Below are 13,115 nucleotides of genomic sequence, written 5' to 3'. Positions count from 1 at the left end.
ATCATGTGCTACCGACGTCCGCCACTACTGCTTGGGCGCGCTGATCTCGCCAACGCCTTGAGCTTGCATGCCCGCCAGGCTGCTCAGGACCAGGCGCCCTTGCAGTGAAGCGATCCCGGTGAGGATGGCCGGCCGAGGCGCCATCTGCGGTGTGAAGCTCGACCAGTCGGGGGAACTGGTCCAGAAACGCCCGGCGATGCTCGCCAACGCTACCCGTCCATCGGGCAACAGGGTTCCGGCGCTCAGCAGGGCCTGCTCGCCCACATTGACTGGGATCCAGTGCTGCCCGGCATCCTGACTCAGGTAGGCGGCCCCCCTCAGGCCAAAGGCGAGCAGGCGATCACCCTTGCCGACGAGGCCAAAGAAACTTCCGGTATAGCCGCTATCCAGGCGCTCGAAGCGCTGGCTGCTACGATTGAGACGGAACACGCTGCCCTGCTCGCCGGCGATGTAGACCTGCTCTCCGATGCGGCGAATAGCGTTGAGGTTGAGCAGGTTGGGGTTGTCGATAAGCTCGTAGCCGGGTTGCCAGGTCGCACCGCCGTCGCTGGTCACCGACAGGGTGCCGAAAGAGCCCACCGCGTAACCGTGCCGGGCGTCTTCGAACAGCACATCTAAATATGGCAACCCCGGGCCCGAGCCGTAGTTGCGCTCGATTTCGGCAAGCCAGCGATCCAGCCCCTGCTCACCGGCGGCGCTGCGTCGCTGATAGAAGGATTTAAAATTTTCGGCGGCGGCGCGCCCATCCAGTTGCCGCTGCCAGTGCACACCGGCGTCTTCACTACGCAAGATCATGCCGTCGTGGCCCACAGCCCAGCCGATCTTGGCGTCAACGAAATAAACCGCGGTCAGATCGCTCTGAACCGGTACCTGGGCTTGAGACCAGGTCGAGCCCTGATCATCGGAAAACAGAATGATCCCGCGCATGCCAACGGCGACCAGACGCGAGCCGGCCAGCACCACAGCGGCCACCGGCTTTGCGCCGACGTTCTGCACGCTGATGGCGGCTACGTCCAGCGGGTCGACAAAGGACACGCTGGGAGACACGGAAGAAGCAACGCCCAGGCAGCTCCAGAGAGCCAGGCTGGTCAGGGCAGGTACACGCCAAGCAAGGCAAGTCATCAACAGGTCCCTTCTTGTTCTTGAAAGGTGGACCGTCGGGCGGCCCCTTGACTGCTAAGGGTCCGCCCTCTCATGCACGCGATGTTCGGTGCTTAACGTATCCCGGAAGCAGCCATCGTTTCCGGCGTGAAGCGCGACTGATTGGGCAATTCGTCGTACGGGATCATGTGGGTGCGCGGATCAGCCAGGTAGGCAGTGGCAGCCCAGGTACCCTTGGTCAGGTCATAGACCATCTGGTTCGGCTGCCCCACCCTTGGTTTGTCGTACTGGAAGATATTGGCGGTATTGATGACTCGGTACAGTTGGTTGCTCTGGTCGTAGGCCTCGTACAGGCTGATAAGCCAAGTGTCCTCGTCCACGTAGAACACGCGCTTGCTGTAGATGTGGCGTTTGCCCGGCTTGAGCGTCGCCTCGACCACCCATACGCGGTGCTTCTCCCAGCGCATCAGGTCGGGGTTCTCGTGCTGGGCACCCAGCAATCCCTCGCCGAAGATCGCCCGGTAGTTATTGTAGGGGATCAGCATTTCCTTCTTGCCGATCAGCTTGAAGTCGAAGCGGTCCTTTCGGCCGTTGAAGCCGCCCAACTCGTCGAAGGTCAGCACTCCACCGATCGCTGCCGCAGGAGTGTCGTACTTCAGCTCCGGCGCAACCCGGACACGACGCTGGCCCGGGGTATACACCCAGGTGGTGTCGTCCTTGACCGAGTTGTTGATGGTGTACTTCTGTAGGAACAGCTGGCCGACCTGGGCTGGCGGGCCGAAGTATTTGGTGAGGCCGGTCATGTAGTTCCAGACCCCCAGGTTGCTTGCCTTGGCATCGTAGTAGGACCACATGAAAGAACATTCCTGATCACCCACCAGAGTGGCATGCCCGGTGCGGTCGATAAGGAAGGAGTTGAAACGCATGTCGGTCCGCGGTCCCTGGTAGCGCATGGCCTGGTTCCACATGACCTCCAGACCATTCTTCGGCTGCGGGAAGGGAATGCTGGCGAACACGCCGCCGAAACCATCACCCTCCTCCTGGCCGATCAGCTTGGCCTTGCCGGCATTGTCCAGGGTGTTCTTCAGCACCCAGTCCGGATATTTCATAGTGCGATGGGAGGGATAGACGTCAACACGGTAATCGGGGAAGCGCTGGAACAGCGCAACGGTGCCCGGCGCGAGAAGCTGCTTGTACTGCTCGACGTTCTTTGCGCTGATGCTGTACAGCGGCTTCTCGTCCTTGAACGGATCGGGATAGCGCCCACTCCCAGGCTGGAAATCGGCCGGAATATTCGTGATGCCACCGCCCTCGTAGGCAGGGATGGAACCATCCGCGTTGCCCGCTTTTTCCGCCCCGAACTCGGTCAGGGTGGAACCCAGTTCACCGCCGACGGCGAAGCCCCCCGGCAGGATTGCACCCCACAACAGGGCAACACTGAGCGCGGTGACAGTCGTCTTCAACATCTTCATCGCTTGTTCCTCGTTATTGTTCTAAGAGCGGAATCAGAACGTACTGGAGAAGGTCAGGGACCACCAGTTACGGTCGTTGAGCATGTACACATTGTTGCCGCTGGCGGTGTAGCTGGAGCCATCGAACGGACTGGTGGCAGTACCGGTGGAGAGGCCGTGGTTGCCGTTGTATTGCAGAGTCAGGTTGTACTGCTGATAGAGCACGCCCTTGACGCCCAGGCTGTAGCTAACGTCGCCCTGATACACCGGTACGCCAATGCTGGCGGCGTTGCCGCTGACACCATACATGGCGAACATCGGCGTCGACAGGTCGACCCCCGGGAACACCTGCAGCCACTGCGGCTCGACCATTGTCGCCAGGACCACAGCCTCATCGGTGGAGCAACCGGTGCGGCGGCTTCCCTTGCTCAAGCCCACAGCCGCAGCGGAGGAGTTACAGGCAGCAGTACCCACCCCCTTGTACTCGTCCTCCATCTCGGTGACCTTGACCTTGCGGACGTACCCGAGCTCGACCAGGGCGTTACCGGTATCGTAGAGGTCCGTTCGTTCGAGTGCCTTGAGCGAGTTGATCACGACGTTCAAGGTATCGCCGCGCGGTCCCTTCACCGCCCTCAAGTTGGTCGGATCTACCAGCATGCTGTTGTTGTTCAACGCGGTGTTCTTGCGGTAAGACACTTCCGCCCCCACGCTGTACTCGCCGATCTGCTTGTCCAGGCTGAGGCCGAACATCTTCACGTCGGTGGCATAGGCGACCCTGTAGAACGGGCTGAAGGTGGAGTCTAGGCCGAGGATCGGGTTCCAAGGCTGGGTCTCGTCGAACTGACGGTAGTAAACACCCAGGGTGCCATCCAGCCACGCAGGGGCCCAGCGTGCATTCACGCCGAAGTTGTCGTTTATGTTGTCAGGCTTCTCGGCGTTGTGACGGGGAATACCACCTGCCGCCGCGAACTTGTCCGGACCATTGAACAGAAAATCCACTGGCCCCAAGAATGTACCGCCTTCGGGTAGGCGATTCGGCTCGTATTCCAGGAAGTACTGCATGCCAACCGACAGCTCGTCGGTCAACTGGGTGCTGAAGTTGATCTGGCCACGCGGCAGGGCCAACTCCTTGGCCTGGGTGCCAGGTGCCGAGGACGCCTTGATCAGGTCCGACGCCGACTGCGAGTAGCTGATCCCCAACGAGTTGAAGAACAGCGCGTTGCCCCAGTACTGAGTCAAGCGACCGAAACGCAGGGTAGACGGACGATCAGCAATGTCGAAGTTGCCGAAGACGAAGGCATCAAGCAGCTGACTCCCATGCACGTAATATTTTTTCGTATAGCTGGAGTACTTGCCATCGTCGTAGTTGCTGGGGTAGCCGTCCTTGGTCTCGGCATCGTCATCGTAGGCGAAGTCTTTCCAGGTTGAACCGCTGATCCGGAAACCGAGGCGATCCTGGTAGACAGCATCGAACTCACTGAGCAATGACAAGCGGTTTGTGACGACATCCCCACGGTCGGCGAACTTGTATTCGGACTCCGCGTGTGCCGGATCGTTGCCGATGCTGTTGTCCACGTTGCGAGCACGCATACCCAGGTTGTACTGGATAGTGTTATCCCAGTGCACCGTCCAATCCTGACCCGCATCGATCTGGAAAGCCTGTGCCGAACCCGTCATTCCCATCGCCGCCGTGATGGAAATAGCCATTCTGTGCCTACGGAAAAGCAGTGCTGCCGAAGCGATCGTGTTCATGCTCCCTCCTGGGGGGCTGTTTTTGTTGTCGATCTACTTTTATTAAAAAGTCTACTTTTTGTAAATAGTAGATCACAAAAACAATCATCGATGCCGCTCAGCCGCAGCGATCCGATGCGTCGCCTTCCAGTTCGAGAACCTCGATAGCACCTTGCGGGCAAGACTCAGCCCCCTCGCGGGCCCGCGCTTCAAGGCCCGCAGGGACCAGGTCCTGCTCCAGGTAAACAATGCCGTTTTCATCGAGCTTGTAGAGCTCGGGGCAGGTTTCTGCGCACAGGCCGTAGGCGCAGCAGGCGCTACGATCCACTACCAGGCGGAGCTGCCGTTGCTCATGCGCCACGCCAGGCTGCAAGGACGTCTTCATCGGGAATCACCTCTTGTTCTTATTAGCCGGAGCCCGCCTTGGAGCCCTCTGGATTGCCGCCCGGCGCACGTCCTTCCGGGCGGAACCATTTGCCCACTATGAACATATTTTGTCAATCAGTTCATTCGCTCATTTGGGCCATCCCGCGCCGCACCTGGCGCGCAGGAAATAAAAATACACATTGAACACAAAATAAATATTCTGTTTAATCGCCTCGAACAGCTATCCCGACCACAAAAACAACAATGAGGAGATGCCCAGATGCTGATTCGAGCGAAGCAGCTACTGTCAGACGGCACTGACATTGCCGATCTGGTCGACCTGGGGCGGCGCGAGGTGTCCATGCGCACGCTCCATGACCGCGAGCTCTACGAGATCGAACTGGAAAGGATCTTCGCCAAGACCTGGCTGCTGCTGGGACATGACAGCGAAATCCCCCACTCCGGTGACTACATGGTCCGCTACATGGGCGAGGACGGCGTGATCGTCGCCCGCGACCGCCATGGCGAAATCCATGTATCGCTGAACGTCTGCCCGCACCGCGGCATGCGCATAGCGCTCGGCGACTGCGGCAACTCCCAGGCGCACCGCTGCATCTACCACGGCTGGGCATTCCGCCCCAACGGTGAATTCATCGGTTCTCCCGTCGAGCGCGAACAGATGCATGGCGAGCTCTGCTCCAAGCAGGAACTCGGACTGCGCAAGGCTCGGGTAGCGATCTATGGCGGCCTGATCTTCGCAACCTGGAACATCGAAGGCCCGAGCTTCGATGACTTCCTCGGCGACATGAAGTGGTATCTGGACACTCTCTTCTGCCGAACCGACAAAGGCCTCGAGGTACTCGGCCCGCCACAGCGCTACGTGATCCCGGCCAATTGGAAGACTGCCGGGGAGCAAGCCGCAGCCGACGGTTTCCACACCCTGACCGCGCACCGCTCGCTGCTGGAGATGGGCGTGCTGGGCGGCGATGGCGACTCGGTCTATGACAAGGCGCCGGCGATGTACGGCTTCGACATCGGATCGCCCCACGGCCACGCACTGCGCTGCCTGCCGGCAGAACAGACCTTCTCGCTGGTGATGGGCATGGACATCGCAGGCATCCCTGTCGAGGAGCGTCTGAACATCCTGCCACCCCCCGGCATCGATAAGACCTTGCTGCCGCAGGTGAAGAAGCACATGAGCTCCGACCAGTTGCGCATGATGGCCGAAGCGCCACCGCAGGTCGGCGGCCTTTTCCCGAACATCCTCGTCGGCTTCATCTACGCCCCGCAACCCGACGGCACCATGAGCGCGGCGCTCTCCCTGCACGCCTACGTCCCGCGCGGGCCAGACCAGTTCGAGTTCATCAACTGGATTTTCGCTGAGAAGGACACCCCCGAAGAGCAGAAGAAACGGATGCTGGCCAACGCCGTCTTCCTCCTGGGGACTTCGGGCACCATCGAACAGGACGACGCCGAAATGTGGCCACTGCAGACCAAGGCCGCCCGTGGCGCGATGGCGCGCAAGGGAACACTCAAATACCAGGCCATCTGCAAGCAGGAGAAGCCAGCCGACTGGGTCGGCGGTGGATACGTCTATCCGGGCTTCACCAAGGACGACACGCAATGGAACTGGTGGAAGTACTGGCACCAGTTGATGACCACCCAAGAGTGATCGCCACGCGCCCCTTCCTGTACGGAGCCCTGTCCATGACTGACCTCAACTCCCCCGACTCGCTTGGCAAGCGCATCGCCACCGGTTCGGATTTGTACAACCGCATCCACGAATTCTTGATCGACGAAGCCGCCTTACTGGACAATTTCCAGCTCATGCAGTGGCTCGGCTGCCTGAGCGAAGACCTCAGCTACAGCGCACCGATCCGTAACACCCGCATGCTCACGGACAAGACGCCGACCATCGATCGCCGCACGGCTCATTTCGCCGATGGCTACGGCTCGATAAGCGCGCGCGTGCTGCGCCTGTTCAATACCAAGAGCGCCTGGGCCGAGAACCCGATTTCACGCACTCGGCGCTTCATCAGCAACCTGCGCGTGTTCTCCACCGAGGTACCCGGCGAATACCGGGCGATCAGCTATATCCAGTTGTCGCGAAGCCGCTACGAAGACGCCCATTACGAAGTGCTCACCGGTGAGCGGCACGACGTGCTGCGCGGCCAGGATGACACGTTCAAGCTGGCCCGCCGCGAGATCATCCTCGACCAGGCGGTGCTCGGAATGGCCAACCTCGCGGTATTCCTCTGATGGAGCCGATCATCGTAGTGGGCGCCGGACTGGCCGGTTACGGCGTTCTGCGCGAGCTGCGCAAGCTCGACGGCGAAGCGCCGCTGACCCTGGTCGCCGCCGACAGCGGCGACTTCTACTCCAAGCCGATGCTTTCCACCGCACTCGCCAAGGGCAAGAGCGCTGCGCAACTGGTGGGATCGTCAGCGGAGAAGATGGCCGAGCAGCATGGCTTCGCTCTCCACCCCCGGACGCGCGTCGAACGCATCGACCCGCGCAGTTGCACGCTGCATACCGATGCCGGCGAATTGCGTTACTCCTCGCTGATTCTCGCCCTGGGCGGCCAGCCCGTGCGACTGGCATTGCAGGGCGACGCGGCAGACGCGGTGCTGTCGATCAATGACCTGGACGATTACCAGCAGTTTCGCCAGCAGCTGGAAGGCAAACTCCATGTCGGCATCATCGGTGCGGGGCTGATCGGCTGTGAATTCGCCAATGACCTCTCGGCAAGCGGCTACCAGGTCAGCGTCGTCGACCCGCTACCCACGCCGCTCGGCGCGCTGCTGCCGACGCAAGCAGCGAGGCCGTTGCAGCGGGCGTTGACCGAGCAGGGCGTGCAGTGGCACCTGGGTGCGGCGGCAAGCGCTGTCTGGGCGCATGCCGACGGCTACGAGCTGGAGCTGCAGGACGGCCGGCGCATCCTCGTCGACCTGGTAATCTCTGCTGTGGGCCTTCGGCCACGCAGCGAACTGGCAGCCCGGGCGGGGCTGGCGGTTGGCCGGGGCATTCGCGTGAACGCCTATGGGCAGACCTCCGACCCGCATATCTATGCTGTCGGCGATTGCGCCGAGTATCCCCAGGGAGTCTGCCTTTATATAACGCCAATCATGGCGGCCGCTCGGGCCATTGCCGCGTCCATCCTGCAGCAGCCGACACCGATGCGCTTCCCCCCTCTGTCGGTCATCGTCAAGACCAGCGCCTATCCCCTCGCCCTGCTGCCACCGACGCCGGATAGCAGCGGCGAATGGCTGGCGGTCGAGCAGGACAATCAAGGCATGAAACTGCTGTTCCGCGATCCCGCCGGGCACCTCACCGGCTACGTACTGGCGGGCAGCCACAGCACCTTGCGCGCGGAGATGGATCGCCAGGTCGGCCTGCCCCTCGCTCCCTGAACAACAACAATAAAAGGAGAACACCATGGAAAAGCGGTCTTCGATCGTCGCCATCACCGGCGCCTCCGGGCTGGTCGGCCTCCCGGCCATCGACGCCTTGCTCGCCCAAGGCCTGCAGTTGCGCGTGCTGACCTCCAGCCGCCAGTCACAGGAGAAGCTGGATTCCCGCGGCGTACAGGAAACTCTGCTTGGCGACTTTCGCAGCAGCCAGGATCTCGACCGACTCCTGGCAGGCGCCAGCACGCTGCTGCACATTCCACCCGCGGTCGCCGAAGACGAACACGAAATCGGCTACAAGGTCATCGCCGCTGCCCAGCGCGCCAACCTCGAACACCTGATCTTCGTCTCCTGCTTCCACTCGCTGATCGGTGAGCTGCGCCACCACCGCAACAAACTGCTGGTCGAACAGGCGCTGGCCCGCTCGGGCCTGACCTACAGTGTGCTGCAGCCGGCGATGTTCATGCAGAACCTTGACTACATCTGGCCGAAGATCGAGGCGGGAGTCTTCGAATGGCCCTGGGACCCGGCGCAGCGCTACACGATGGTCGATACCCATGACCTGGCCCAGGCAATCGCCCGGGTCGCGAGCGACTCCAGTCTGCGCGGCGGCACCTACGAGCTTTGCAGTGCCGATAGCATTTCGGTCACGCAGATGGCCGAGGCACTTGGCGCCGCCCTGGGCAGACCACTGCGCACGGGACGCCAGGATCCCGAGGAGTGGGCCGCCGCCATGCGCGCTGCCGGTGCGCCGAACTGGAGCATCGAAACGGTGAAGGGCATGTGCCGCTACCACGACGAGCTCGGTTACGCAGGCGGCAATGCGTTCGTGCTCGAAGCCTTGCTGGGGCGCCCGCCCACGGACTACCGGCAATTCGCTGCACGCGTCGCGGACGCGCGCCTGGTTACCGGGGAGGTGCATTGAATGGAACTGCTCAAGGACAAGATCGCCATTGTCACCGGTGGCGGCCAGGGTATCGGCGCCGGTATCGCCAGGCGCTTCGTCGAAGAAGGCGCAAAGGTGGCGATCGCCGAAATCGACCAGGAGCATGGCACGGAGCTTGCCAAGCAACTCGACCGCCGCTTCCCCGGGCGCGTCCTGTTCATCGAGACCGACGTCTCCGACAAAGCCCAGGTGGAACGCGCGATAGCACGAACGGTGGAGCACTTCGGCGGCCTCGACGTGCTGGTCAACAACGCCGCGGCTGAATCCCCGAACGTGCTGCTGGAGGCCAAGACCGACGCCATGCTCGAGCGTACCCTGGGTGCCGGGCTCTGGGCCACCTGGTGGTTCATGCGCGGCGCGCTGCCACACCTGATAACGCGCGGTGGCGGCCGAATTATCAATTTCTACTCTATCGACGTCGACACCGCGGCCTGGCTGCACGCGGACTACAACGCGACTAAGGCGGCGATCCAGGCCCTCAGCCGCAGCGCGGCGGTGGAGTGGGGGCGATTCAACATCCAGACCAACCTCATCGCCCCGGCTGCCGCCGGCACCGTGTTCGAGAAGCTTGAGCGCGAGTTCCCCGGCTTCGCCGCCGCAGCAGCAGCAAACAACCCCCTGGGACGGGTCGGTGATCCCTATGCTGACATCGCGCCAGCCGCGGTGTTCCTCGCCAGCGACCTGGCGCGATACGTCAACGGTGTGACGCTCGATGTGGACGGCGGGCAGCACCTGCCTCGCTATCAGAGCCGACCAGACAATCTTGCCGAGATGGATGCCCTCACGGGCCACGGAGAACAATCATGAGCAGACTGGATGACAAGGTGGCCCTGGTGATCGGTGGGGGCAACGGGATCGGCGAGCGTATTGCGCACCGATTGGCCGGGACAGGCGCGAGGATAATGATCGTCGACTATCGCGCCGAAGACGCCCAGCGCGTCGCCGCTGACCTGAACCTGCGCGGCTTCATCGCCCTCGCGCAGTGCACCGACATCCTCCATGAGGAACAGGTCGCCGCACTGGCCAGTACCGCGATGGAGCAATTCGGGCGCATCGATGTGCTGGTCAACAGTGCGGCAGCGACCGATCCACAGCACATGGCCCGCGACCTGGACATCATCAACATGGACATGGCCGTCTGGGACCGTACCCTGGCCATCAACCTGCGTGGCGCCATGCTGACCTGCAAGCACGTGCTGCCGCACATGATCGCCCGAGGCGCAGGTTCGATCATCAATATCGCCTCAGCTGCCGGGCTGGCCGGTGACCTGGCGCGCACCGCCTACGGCACCTCTAAGGCGGGACTGATCATGGCCACGCAATACATCGCCACCGCGTACGGCAAACAAGGAGTTCGAGCCAATGCGCTGGCCCCTGGGGTGATCATGACCGACGCGCTGAAGACCGCAATGCCCGCGCAACTGCTCGACCTGCTGCTGCAAAGCCACCTGACCCCCGAGGTCGGCACGCCGGACGACGTGGCCAACGCCACCTTGTTCCTGGCAAGCGATGACAGCCGTTTCATTACCGGCCAGACACTGGCAGTGGATGGCGGCTTCACCAGCCATAGCCCGAGCTACGCTGATTTTCGTCGTCTGATTGGGGGATGACCCACAGCACAGGCGGAAAAAATTGTCAGCCGTCAATTAAATGAACCGAATGCTAACTTTTTGCGCAATCTGTTCATATGTTACCGTAAGCCCTTATATTCTCTACGGAGGGGCGACTCGTTGATGGCGCTTTGCATGGTGGCGAATGCGCCTGTCGCGGTTGCGATTCGAGCAGCGCATTCGATCGATACCACGTCCAACAGCATGCGCTGCATAACGTGTCCTGACTCCCTTCAATCCCCTATATGCAGACCCCAGACATGACGGAAAAGAAAGCAACAACTCGAAAGAAATCGGCCCCAGCCGTCAAGGAAAGCGCCAAGCCTGCCGCCCCGCGCACCGTCAAGGCTGCCGCCCCGGCGGCCAAGCCCGCCCGCCGCGCGCGCTCAAGTGGACCTGAGCAGAGCATCAACCGAATTCTCGAATCGACGCTCGATGCCATTTCACGACAAGGCCTGACACATTTGTCGATGAGCGATATAGGCCGCATTTCCGGTGTCGCCCGCGGAACGCTGTATCGCTACTTCCCGACCAAGGAAGCCGTGCTCGAAGGCATCGCCCAACGGGTGAGGCAACGCTTCGTGGAAGGCCTGGAGGGAGTCTGCGAGGACGGCCAGGCCCCGTATGAACGCCTGTCTGCCGTACTCAACTTCCTGGCCGATTATTCCCGGGAAGCCAAAGGCGATCACATGATGAAAGTGGAGCCGCTGTTCGTCCTGGAATTCCTCGCGCGGCAACTGCCCTACTACTCCGAACAGGTCAGCAAGGCGCTCAAGCCGTTGTTCGCTGAAGTCCGGCAGCAGACTGGCCAGACCATCGACCCACTCATCTGGTCGAACCTCTTGTTGCGGGTGAACATCTCCATCTTCCTTCTGCCGCCGCCTGACGACTCAGCGGAAAACTTCAAGGCACTGCTGGCTTCCACAGCCTTCGCCATGCTCGGCGTCACCCCCCCGCAAAAACCGAAGAAGCGCGCCCGCGCATCCAAGTGACCTCCCCATCACAGGCCGCCACCAGGCGGCCCGTATGCTCCCCCTATTGCACGACCGCCTCTCTACCGCACTTCCCGGCCTTCCTTGCCTCTCACCGACACAGACGATCCTCCATCAGGAAATCAGTGCAGCTTGTTGCTCATGAAAAGCGAACGAACAAATTGAACACATTATGCACTTGTTGACCATTATGTTCGCTCAATGCTAGCTTGACTCGACGATTCACCGAAGAATCGCGCAGCCATCTACCCATCGTCAGAGGATAAGAACAATGTCGACGAATGAGCCTTCGGCCAACGCGTACAACGCCGACGCGGAGTCCGAGCTGATTGCCCGTGCTCGCGCCCTGCGACCCCTGCTGCGGGAGTTCGCACCACGTCATGAAAAGGAGCGCCGCATTAGCCAGGAAGCCTTTGCCGCGCTGACCGAAGCCGGTTTCTGGGCCATGGCCTCTCCGCGCCGCTGGGGTGGCACCGGCACCTCGGCCACCACCATGGCACGCGTTGGCCTCGAACTGGCCAAGGGCGATCCGGCCGTAGGCTGGGTCTATACCATCCTCCACGGCACCACCTGGGTAGCCAGCCTGGGGCCTGATGAGCTGCAGGAAGCCATCTTCGGCACCAAGCAGCAGCACCCAACCATCTGTGGCGTCGCCAGCCCACCCGGCATTGCCGAGGAAGTCGAAGGCGGCTACCGGGTCACCGGCCGCTGGAGCTACTGCTCCGGGTCGCGCAATGCCCAGTGGGGTCAGTTCGGCTGCAACATCAAGAAGGCGGACGGTAGCGTCGTCCCCGGAGGCTTCGCCTACATCCCGATGGATGCCATCAGCATCGAGGACACCTGGTTCATGACCGGCATGCGCGGAACCGGATCGGAGACCAGCGTGGCCAAGGACGTCTTCGTCCCGGCCGAGCGCTTCTTCAAGGTGGCCGAACTGGGCATGGGCAAGCATCCGGAGGGCAAACGCCATGTCGGCGAGCCGAGCGACTACTGGCCATTCATGCCGTTCCTGCGCGCCACCGCCTTCGGCGTGCTGGTAGGAGTTGCCCAGAGCATCCTCGAGCAGGTAACGGTCGCCGCCGGCAAGAAGCCTATCGTCTACACCAGCTACACCCGGCAGAGCGATTCGGCAGCGGCACAGCACAACTTCGGTGTCGCCGCCGCCAAGATCGAAGCCGCCCGCATTCTCGTCGAACACGAAACCGGCACCATCGACCGAGTCGGCCTCAGCCGTATCCCGCTGACCCCGGCCGAACGTGCCCAGAGCAAGGGCGTGGGTTCCCTCACCGTGCAGCTGCTGAGCGAAGCAGTTGACTCGCTGATGACCCTGGCCGGCTCCGGCGCCTTCGCCGAAGCCAACGAGCTGTCGCGCCTGTGGCGGGACTTCAACGTGGCCGCCCGGCATACTGCCAACCTGCCCTACGTCGGCTACGAAATCTTCGGCAAGAACCTGCTGGGGATCGAGCCGAACATCAGCCCGCCGGACTTCATCTGAACGCCACGGGCGAGCA

Annotated in this window: 12 protein-coding genes; 8 read left to right on the top strand and 4 right to left on the bottom strand. The window is 62.0% G+C overall.

Annotated features, from left to right (window positions below; genetic code table 11):
* Positions 1 to 24: 24 nt before the first annotated feature.
* The 4 genes from QSJ95_RS07200 to QSJ95_RS07185 form a co-directional block, all read right to left on the bottom strand.
* Positions 25 to 1,035 carry a WD40/YVTN/BNR-like repeat-containing protein gene (locus QSJ95_RS07200; protein WP_285641161.1) on the bottom strand — a complete coding sequence of 337 codons (1,011 nt, stop codon included), beginning with the start codon at positions 1,033 to 1,035 and terminating at the stop codon, positions 25 to 27.
* Between the two features lie 179 nt (positions 1,036 to 1,214).
* The gene (locus QSJ95_RS07195; protein WP_285641159.1) at positions 1,215 to 2,573 is read right to left on the bottom strand and encodes a DUF1329 domain-containing protein; all 1,359 of its coding nucleotides are present in this window, start codon (positions 2,571 to 2,573) and stop codon (positions 1,215 to 1,217) included.
* A gap of 33 nt (positions 2,574 to 2,606) precedes the next feature.
* A complete protein-coding gene (locus QSJ95_RS07190; RefSeq protein WP_285641157.1) occupies positions 2,607 to 4,304 on the bottom strand; it encodes a DUF1302 domain-containing protein in 1,698 nt (565 codons plus the stop codon).
* Between the two features lie 97 nt (positions 4,305 to 4,401).
* Positions 4,402 to 4,668 (bottom strand): ferredoxin, encoded by a 267-nt coding sequence (locus QSJ95_RS07185; RefSeq protein ID WP_285641154.1) that lies wholly within the window; start codon positions 4,666 to 4,668, stop codon positions 4,402 to 4,404.
* Between the two features lie 261 nt (positions 4,669 to 4,929).
* Here QSJ95_RS07185 and QSJ95_RS07180 point away from each other — a divergent pair, with 261 nt between their 5' ends.
* The 8 genes from QSJ95_RS07180 to QSJ95_RS07145 all read left to right on the top strand — a co-directional run bounded on the left by QSJ95_RS07180 (position 4,930) and on the right by QSJ95_RS07145 (position 13,099).
* Entirely contained in the window at positions 4,930 to 6,321 is a 1,392-nt protein-coding gene (locus QSJ95_RS07180; RefSeq protein WP_285641152.1) for an aromatic ring-hydroxylating dioxygenase subunit alpha, read from the top strand.
* A 35-nt stretch (positions 6,322 to 6,356) separates the two neighbouring features.
* Positions 6,357 to 6,908 (top strand): 3-phenylpropionate/cinnamic acid dioxygenase subunit beta, encoded by a 552-nt coding sequence (locus tag QSJ95_RS07175; RefSeq protein ID WP_285641150.1) that lies wholly within the window; start codon positions 6,357 to 6,359, stop codon positions 6,906 to 6,908.
* Entirely contained in the window at positions 6,908 to 8,059 is a 1,152-nt protein-coding gene (locus tag QSJ95_RS07170) for an NAD(P)/FAD-dependent oxidoreductase (RefSeq protein ID WP_285641148.1), read from the top strand. Before QSJ95_RS07175 ends, QSJ95_RS07170 begins: the two co-directional genes overlap by 1 nt.
* A 25-nt stretch (positions 8,060 to 8,084) precedes the next feature.
* On the top strand, positions 8,085 to 8,981 hold the full coding sequence (locus QSJ95_RS07165; RefSeq protein WP_285641147.1) for an SDR family oxidoreductase: 897 nt from the start codon (positions 8,085 to 8,087) through the stop codon (positions 8,979 to 8,981).
* Positions 8,982 to 9,809: an SDR family NAD(P)-dependent oxidoreductase gene (locus tag QSJ95_RS07160; RefSeq protein WP_285641146.1), complete on the top strand. Its 828-nt coding sequence runs from the start codon at positions 8,982 to 8,984 to the stop codon at positions 9,807 to 9,809.
* Positions 9,806 to 10,612 (top strand): SDR family NAD(P)-dependent oxidoreductase, encoded by an 807-nt coding sequence (locus QSJ95_RS07155; RefSeq protein WP_285641144.1) that lies wholly within the window; start codon positions 9,806 to 9,808, stop codon positions 10,610 to 10,612. Before QSJ95_RS07160 ends, QSJ95_RS07155 begins: the two co-directional genes overlap by 4 nt.
* Before the next feature lie 260 nt (positions 10,613 to 10,872).
* Positions 10,873 to 11,604, top strand: a complete 732-nt coding sequence (locus tag QSJ95_RS07150; RefSeq protein ID WP_285641142.1) for a TetR/AcrR family transcriptional regulator — start codon at positions 10,873 to 10,875, stop codon at positions 11,602 to 11,604.
* A 271-nt stretch (positions 11,605 to 11,875) separates the two neighbouring features.
* On the top strand, positions 11,876 to 13,099 hold the full coding sequence (locus QSJ95_RS07145; protein WP_285641140.1) for an acyl-CoA dehydrogenase family protein: 1,224 nt from the start codon (positions 11,876 to 11,878) through the stop codon (positions 13,097 to 13,099).
* The last annotated feature ends 16 nt before the right edge of the window (positions 13,100 to 13,115 follow it).

The sequence above is a fragment of the Pseudomonas sp. NBRC 100443 genome (assembly GCF_030268185.1).
GTDB lineage: Bacteria > Pseudomonadota > Gammaproteobacteria > Pseudomonadales > Pseudomonadaceae > Pseudomonas > Pseudomonas citronellolis.
This window is presented reverse-complemented; position numbering and strand designations above follow the sequence as displayed.